This window comes from Candidatus Thermoplasmatota archaeon, assembly GCA_034660695.1.
Taxonomy (GTDB): domain Archaea; phylum Thermoplasmatota; class E2; order UBA202; family DSCA01; genus JAYEJS01.
The window spans coordinates 40,298-46,800 of sequence record JAYEJS010000020.1; the positions used below are offsets into that span (position 1 = coordinate 40,298).

The following is a 6,503-nucleotide window of genomic DNA, read 5'->3' on the forward strand; positions in this document are numbered from 1 at the left end:
CATTCATATTCTTTTCGTGATAGATTTTTATATGCCCGCTGAATTAAAAGCCATGAAACCCGTTTTGCAGGTAGCATTGGATTTGATAAATGCTCATCGTGCCATTCAGATAGCGAATGAAGCCGTTGCGGGTGGGGCAGACTGGCTGGAGGCAGGCACGCCTCTAATAAAATCCGAAGGGATGGATGCTATACGTCAATTAAAAAAATTTGGCAAAAAAATCGTGGCTGACATGAAGACCATGGATGTTGGGGCTGTTGAAGCGGAGGTGGCATCAAAGGCTGGGGCTGATGTAGTCTGTATACTTGGCCTGGCAAGCGATGAGACGTTGATGGAAGCCATAAAGGCTGCCCACAGGTACGGGGCGGAAATAATGGTTGATTTAATGGGCGTGGAAGATGCTGCAGAAAGGGCGATGGCGGTAGAAAAAATGGGGGCGGATTATATCTGCGTCCATGTTTCAATAGATGACCAGATGGCAGGTATGGAGCCATTCGAGGGTATAAAGCAAGTTGCGGAAAGCTGTAATCTGCCGGTAGCTGCTGCCGGCGGGATAAATAGTGAGAGCGCCCATATCGCAGTCGAAAATGGTGCGAGCATTGTGATTGTAGGGGGTGCAATTACGAAGGCGGCTAATGTGACTGAAGCGACGATGAAGATAAAAGGGGCTATTGATAGCGGCAGGGCCATAAAAACGGCTTTGTTCAAGAAATACGGTAAAGAAAATCTGCGGGAGGCGTTCAGCAAAGTTTCAACGTGCAATATCTGTGATGCCATGCATAATAAAGGTGCGATGCGGGATATTTTTCCGCTAAAAAAAGGTTATCACATGGTCGGAAAAGCATTGACGGTAAAGACAATAGACGGTGACTGGGCAAAAGTGGTGGAAGCCATCGATGCTGCTGATGAAGGAGGCATCATTGTCGTGCAGGCGGGCGAGGGCCGCAGGGCGGTATGGGGTGAGTTAGCCACTTGGAGCAGCGTGAAAAATAGGATAGGGGGGATTGTCATAGACGGGGCTGTTAGAGATATTCACGAAATTATGAAGAACGACATTCCCGTTTATACAAAAAAGATTGTTCCAGAGGCAGGTGAGCCCGAGGGATACGGAGAAATAGGGAGTGAAATAATTTGTGGCGGGCAGACTGTCAGGACTGGGGACTGGATAGTTGGGGACGACAGCGGTGTTGTTATTGTCCAAAAAGAAAGGGCGCAGGAGATAGCAAACCGTGCCCTCAATGTTCACGAAAGGGAAAATAGAATAAGGGAGGAAATAAAAAGAGGCAGCTCGCTGGGAAAAGTTCTGGAACTCAAAAAATGGGATAAAGTGAGATAGCTCTTTTCAGTAGCGGGTACCGGCAAGGGCAATTAAGTTTTCTTGTGAAGGGACCATAACTATTGAAGAAATATGCGTTGGATATTTTTCTAGTCATACCAGAGAATGACCATATATCCTTTCATTCATCCGCAGAAGCTGTTTGAAAGTTAACTTTAAATGCAAACAATGCATTAAAAATTACATGAAGGCTAGAAGTAATTGGTCATTCACTTTTCCCAAGCCGGATGAAAATATGTGCATTATTTGCACTACTTGTTATGATGACAAATCGCTGTTAAAATGATAAAATGAAAGCCAGATTTCTAGCAATTGTGATAATCGCTTTTTTCGTTATTCCAAACTCAGATGCGTCTGATCATACTTCCGTAAATGTTGTCTCGCAGGAGTTTGCATCAGTGAATGAATATTTCTGTGTAAATATCTCTATCTATCCAACCACATCCGTTGGAGGTGCTCAGTGTGACGTTTTATTCGATTCTTCTATCTTGGAAGCACAGAATGTTGGTAATGGCGGGATGTTTGAGGAATGGTGGAACATGAGCCTTGAAATAGATAACATAAATGGAACAATAAAAAATATTGTGGCGTTTAATTTTGGCGGGAATGGAACATCTTCTCCTGAAATTTTTGCCATCATCACATTTAAAGCAAAAGCATTGGGAACATCATACCTGAATCTAACCAATGTGATTGTGTCTGATGAATATGGGGAAGCGATTCCTTTTACAATTTCAAATGGCAGTGTTACAGTCGCAAACGATACAATACCACCTTCATTGTCCTATTACCTCAATCCTTCCTTACCAGACGGAGACAATGGTTGGTACATAAATAATGTCGAAGTTACACTTACAGCGTATGATGAGCATGATATTTCAGATATGAAATATAGAGTAGACAACGGCAACTGGCAGGGTTATTTCTCACCATTTAATATTACAGATAATGGAGAGCACGTTATAGCCTTCCATGCAATAGATAGCTTAGGAATCAGCAATTCCACATCCTTCACATTTAAGATAGATAAAACAAGTCCTTCCCTTTTGCACAACCTTGCAGGAACAGAAGGAAACAACGGATGGTATACAGGCAATGTTGAAGTAACGTTGACAGCAACAGATTCAATATCCGGAGTAAATGTTACAAAGTACAGGGGAGATAGTGGAGCATGGCAGGTGTACAACACACCATTCACTCTTTCATCAAACGGCAATTACCAGGTGGACTACTATTCCATTGACAATGCAGGAAATAATGCATCTGGAATGCCTTTCTCACTCAAAATAGATAAAACCAAACCATCGTCATCGTCATCTCTTTCAGGAACAAAAGAAGGAGGCGTATATAAAACAAGTGTTACCGTATCTATTTCAAGAAATGATGCAACATCGGGCATTGCATATACGAAATACCGCATCAATGGAGGAGCATGGACAACGTACAGCAATCCTTTCACGTTAACCCAAGATGACACGTATACCGTTGATTATTACTCCGTTGATAATGCTGGCAATACGGAAACAACAAAGACAACGACATTCGAGATACTTAAAAACCGACCGCCGGTAGCATCGTTTACTTACACCCCTCTAAATCCAATTGAAGGGCAGACTATATTTTTTGATGCCTCTTCTTCGTATGACCCCGACGGAAGCATTGCCTCGTATTCTTGGAATTTCGGGGATGGTTCCGGCAGCGGGAAAAATGTGCAGCATTCGTATCCAGCAGGCGGTTCATATACTGTTACATTAACAGTTACCGACAACGACGGAGCAACTACATACGTACAAAAAAATCTTAAAGTAGGTACAGAAAAAAAATTGCCCGTTGCCAATTTTAGTTATATGCCTTTACATCCGACAGTATCCAGTATCCTTCAGTTTACCGATTTATCATATGATACAGATGGCACAATAACAAACTATATATGGGATTTTGGAGATGGCAATATCAGTTATGAAAAAAACCCGACCCATACATATAATAAAGATGGTACGTACATAGTCGCTCTGGCCGTTACTGATGACGATGGAGCAACCGGCAACATTTCAAAAACCATAGAAATTTTACCGTCGCTTCCCGACTTGATTTTGGAAGATGTGAAATCTTCTATCTCGAAAAATGGAAATGCCAAAGTCACTGTAACAATAAAAAATGGTGGGAGCGAAGATGCAAGAAGTTTTTCTTGTACCCTTACAGTGGACGGAGAACTCTATAACCCAGAGTTTATTGACAGTCTCCGTCCAGGTGGCGAGATAAATGTATTTTTTTATCCTACTCTGTCAAAAGGGGCACATTTGCTTAATACTTCAGTTGATCCTGGCGACATTGTGGAAGAAAGCAATGAAAGTAATAATTATAAGACTTATTCCATATTTGTTTCATCTCCATCTCCCTGGAAAATTGATTGGAAAGTTGCCGCGCTGATTGGTATTCTTGTAATAGGATTGGTTGCCGTTTTGTTGTCGAATAAAAAGAAAAAAATTCAAGGGACAGAGAAAGACAACAAAAAGGTTTTGGTAGAGCCGGAGGAGGAAGTGAACAGATGTTTTGTCTGCCTGGGGAAAATAAAGCAGAGTTCATCGTTCACAAAATGTGATTGCGGTGCCGTTTTTCATAAAACATGTGCAGAGCGCATAGAAAAATGCCCAAATTGCGGAAAGGAACTGAGAGAGAAAACTACTTAAGCAGAGTTTGGATGTTTTGATAATGGAAAGAGTAGGTAGGTATAGGGATAAATTAAATTTGATATCTAAAAGGGCGGAGGAAATAGAGAAATGGATAATGGGCTATACGAGAGAAAAATTTGTTGGGGATGAAAAAACTAAATTAGCTGTTTATAAGGCATTCCAGGAGATTGTTGAGGCTGAAATGGATGTAATTGCCATGATATGCAAAGATTCTGGATTGGCACCGAAAGACGATTATACCAATATAGAGGCTTTAGAAGATAACGGGATTATTGATGAGGGAATGAAATCTTTCCTTATCGGATCAAATGGTTTAAGAAACAGGTTGGTGCATCTTTACAATAAATTGGATGATGTCATAGCGTTTAAAGGCATAAAGGAATTGATGCATGTACCGAGAGCATTTGTTAAAATGGTGGAAGGATGGATAGCAGCAAAATTAAGAAAATAAAGAAAGATTTTAACTTCTTGCACGAGCGAGTAATGGCTGTTCTCTTATTTGGCTCTTTTGTAAAAGGAGAAGAAAGCACGAGAAGCGATGTTGACATATGCATTATTGCCCCCTACGAAAAGGACAAAATAAACTTTTTAGGAGAGATTATGTCAAAAACCTGGGGATACGATGTGAGGCTATTTGAACTGATGCCGTTGTACATGAAGATGGAAGTTATAAAAAACCATAAGATTATTTATGCAAGAAATATCAGTGAGTTGTATGAGTATTTCTATTTTTACAGGAAGTTGTGGAAAGACCAGGAACAAAGGCAAAGAATAACTAAAGAAGAGGCGATACGCCTTTTTGAATGAAATTGCATTCATCTGCAAGTTTTATAAAATAAGAATTCCTTATATTTTTATGGAAACTTACGTTAGTAAAGTAACAACGGCTGGTCAGATAACTCTTCCCAAGACGTTGAGAAAATTTCTTAAAGTGGAAGATGGGTCATTCATTCAATTTGAAAAAGTCGGTGATGCGATAGTTCTAAGGAAGCTAGATGCTGAAGAGCATATTTTGGCTTCTCTCAAAAAAAAGATCAAAAAGAGCGGTGTCACCAAAGAAAAGATTGCCGAACTAATTGAAGAATCATCGAAAGAGGCTTGGAAGGAGACTTATGCTAAGGATTTTTCTTGATGCGAGAAGGAAATGAATCTTTACTTCTCGAATGTGGAAAGTTAAGATTGTGCAAGCTTTGTTCAAACAAATACGTATTGAAAGAAATAGAGAAAGTTCTTCACAAGCTTGGATTAAATGATGAAGAAATCCCTGAGACATTAACCTACTTATTTAGGTGTGTAACGATAGTAGAAGATCCATTGTATAGTGAGATTAAAAGCGCTTTTGAAGTACTCAACGATAAAAAAGATGCGCCAGTTTTGGCTGGAGCGTTAAATTTTGATTACTTCGTTACCGGAGATAAAGAATTATTGAGACACAAAGAAGCGAGGGCTGTGAATGCAAGAATCATACTCGAAAAATTGGGACTGCTCTAATTTGTACGAATCATTTTTCTTGTCTGAATATAATGAAATCTAAGCGAGAAAACCCAGACCTTTAGGTTTGGGATGAATCGCCTCTTTCATATCACTCACAAATGCGCCAGAACCCGTTAAACGATCCACTCCGGCAGAGTAAGCAGGAATAGGTCTCAATCTCGGAAGAAACAAGTGGATGGGATTGATAGAACAATCTCTCTGAATTTTCTACATATACAACAGAAGAAAAAATTACAATAAGTTTTATATACCCTTGTTATATTGTAGATTTTGAGAATAAATTACCGTATGGTGGAACGATAGTTCTTTAGGTCGTATGACCCACCATACGGGTGATATTATTTTTTATTTATATTAGGTTTCTGTTCTATTTTATCAATATAATCATCTAAAAATATAGTAATATCTGAGTTATATTTATAAACGTGTGAAAGTGTACTTTTGAATGATACAACATGTATTTTCTTTCCTTCCCTCTTTCTAAGCATTTTGACAATTGGTAAAAAATCTTGGTCACCAGATACTAAAATCCCTTCATCATAGGTATCACAAATATCTAACATTGTAGAACCAAGCAATATATCAATTTTTTTGGATTTATGTGGTGGAAGACTGATAACTGCCCCACAATTATCGCATTTTGGTTCAACTACAGTTTTGCAATTTGGGCATATCAATTGTCGTTCTCTCTCTACAATTGGTTCTTTAATGACAATTATCCCTCTACGTTCCAATGATTCAAAAAATCTTGATTGACCTTCATTTTCTGGATTTTCTGGAGTGAAATAATATGTATGAACTATATTATTTTCACAAAACATTTCTGTTAAAAGTGAAATTAGATTCTCTGGTCTTACCTTTATATTATATAAGTTACGTGCAGATATGTATATATTAGATGAGTCAATAAAAATGAATGTTTTAGGCAAATATTTATCAGTCATTATAGCCACCTGTGATGAATGTAAAGCCCTATTAGT

At 39.0% G+C, this 6,503-nt stretch carries 7 protein-coding genes; 6 read left to right on the plus strand and 1 reads right to left on the minus strand.

Going from position 1 to position 6,503, the window contains the following annotated elements; genetic code table 11:
- The first annotated feature begins 52 nt into the window (after positions 1-52).
- From U9O96_01160 to U9O96_01185, 6 genes are all read left to right on the plus strand, one after another.
- The gene (locus U9O96_01160) at positions 53-1,336 is read left to right on the plus strand and encodes an orotidine 5'-phosphate decarboxylase / HUMPS family protein (protein ID MEA2053718.1); all 1,284 of its coding nucleotides are present in this window, start codon (positions 53-55) and stop codon (positions 1,334-1,336) included.
- Positions 1,337-1,626: 290 nt separating this feature from the next.
- Positions 1,627-4,026 (plus strand): PKD domain-containing protein, encoded by a 2,400-nt coding sequence (locus U9O96_01165; protein ID MEA2053719.1) that lies wholly within the window; start codon positions 1,627-1,629, stop codon positions 4,024-4,026.
- A 22-nt stretch (positions 4,027-4,048) separates the two neighbouring features.
- Complete coding sequence (locus tag U9O96_01170; protein ID MEA2053720.1) at positions 4,049-4,480, plus strand: DUF86 domain-containing protein; 432 nt, start codon at positions 4,049-4,051, stop codon at positions 4,478-4,480.
- A complete protein-coding gene (locus U9O96_01175; GenBank protein ID MEA2053721.1) occupies positions 4,453-4,836 on the plus strand; it encodes a nucleotidyltransferase domain-containing protein in 384 nt (127 codons plus the stop codon). Before U9O96_01170 ends, U9O96_01175 begins: the two co-directional genes overlap by 28 nt.
- A 49-nt stretch (positions 4,837-4,885) precedes the next feature.
- Positions 4,886-5,161 carry an AbrB/MazE/SpoVT family DNA-binding domain-containing protein gene (locus U9O96_01180; protein MEA2053722.1) on the plus strand — a complete coding sequence of 92 codons (276 nt, stop codon included), beginning with the start codon at positions 4,886-4,888 and terminating at the stop codon, positions 5,159-5,161.
- Positions 5,161-5,520, plus strand: coding sequence for a PIN domain-containing protein (locus tag U9O96_01185; GenBank protein MEA2053723.1), 360 nt, complete (start codon positions 5,161-5,163; stop codon positions 5,518-5,520). The genes U9O96_01180 and U9O96_01185 overlap by 1 nt, the downstream gene beginning before the upstream one ends.
- A 341-nt stretch (positions 5,521-5,861) precedes the next feature.
- Here the strand turns inward: U9O96_01185 and U9O96_01190 are convergent.
- Positions 5,862-6,503, minus strand: a 642-nt coding sequence (locus U9O96_01190) for an NYN domain-containing protein (protein MEA2053724.1), incomplete at its 5' end; no start/stop codon positions are given.